The 1,466-nt window shown below is 53.6% G+C and carries 1 rRNA gene; it reads right to left on the bottom strand.

Going from position 1 to position 1,466, the window contains the following annotated elements:
- Window positions 1-1,466 (bottom strand): 23S ribosomal RNA (locus ABD160_RS31555); the annotation flags it as partial.

The raw sequence follows: 1,466 nt of genomic DNA, 5'->3' as shown, positions 1-1,466 counted from the left end.
TTGCTTGCGCAAGGTGAGTCACGCTTATCCCGAAGTTACGCGTGCAATTTGCCGAGTTCCTTCAGCATAGTTCTCTCAAGCGCCTTGGTATGCTCTACCAGTCCACCTGTGTCGGTTTCGGGTACGGTCTCTGTTGGAGTTATTTCCAGGAACAACTTCGCTGCCAGGAGCAATCCAATAAGCCCTGACAACTTACGTCATTCGTCACTTCCAACTGGCCCAGGAATATTTACCTGGTTCCCATCGACTACGCCTTTCGGCCTCGCCTTAGGGGCCGGCTAACCCTGCGCAGATTAACTTTACGCAGGAACCCTTGGACTTTCGGCGAGAGTGTCTCTCACACTCTTTGTCGCTACTCATGTCAGCATTCTCACTTCCGATACCTCCAGCCAGCCTCACGGCTGACCTTCACAGGCTTACGGAACGCTCCGCTACCGCGTGCTTGCGCACACCCATACCTTCGGCGAACGGCTTGAGCCCCGTTACATTTTCCGCGCAGGATCGCTTGACCAGTGAGCTGTTACGCTTTCTTTAAATGATGGCTGCTTCTAAGCCAACATCCTGGTTGTCAAAGCAATCCCACATCGTTTCCCACTTAGCCGTTACTTGGGGGCCTTAGATGATGGTTAGGGTTGTTTCCCTTTTCACGACGGACGTTAGCACCCGCCGTGTGTCTGCCAGATAGTTCTCTTGGGTATTCGGAGTTTGGTTAGAATTGGTACAGCTCGCGCCGCCCGCATCCATCCAGTGCTCTACCCCCCAAGGAATTCGTCTGACGCTCTACCTAAATAGATTTCGCGGAGAACCAGCTATGTCCAGGTTTGATTGGCCTTTCACCCCTATCCACAAGTCATCCCAGACCTTTTCAACGGGCACGGGTTCGGTCCTCCAGCTGGTGTTACCCAGCCTTCAACCTGCTCATGGATAGATCACCTGGTTTCGGGTCGTCATGCGACGTACTTATTCGCCCTATTCGGACTCGCTTTCGCTACGGCTACCCCTAACGGCTTAAGCTTGCACGGCACATGAAGTCGCTGACCCATTATACAAAAGGTACGCCGTCACCACGCGTGGTGGCTCCGACTGCTTGTAGGCTTCCGATTTCAGGTTCTATTTCACTCCCCTCGTCGGGGTGCTTTTCACCTTTCCCTCACGGTACTTGTTCACTATCGGTCACTGAGGAGTACTTAGGCTTGGAGGATGGTCCCCCCATGTTCAGACAGGATTTCACGTGTCCCGCCCTACTCGAGTCTGTCGCTAATTGACGCCTACGGGGCTATCACCCGCTATGGCCGACCTTTCCAGATCGTTCGGCTTTATGTCACGACAGCACTGGCCTGGTCCCGGTTCGCTCGCCACTACTACGGGAGTCTCGGTTGATGTCCTTTCCTCCGGGTACTGAGATGTTTCAGTTCCCCGGGTTCGCTCATTGAACCCTATGTATTCAGGTCAATGTACCTTTGAAC

The organism is Pseudonocardia kongjuensis, from assembly GCF_039526905.1.
GTDB classification, from domain to species: Bacteria; Actinomycetota; Actinomycetes; order Mycobacteriales; family Pseudonocardiaceae; genus Pseudonocardia; species Pseudonocardia kongjuensis.
This window is presented reverse-complemented; position numbering and strand designations above follow the sequence as displayed.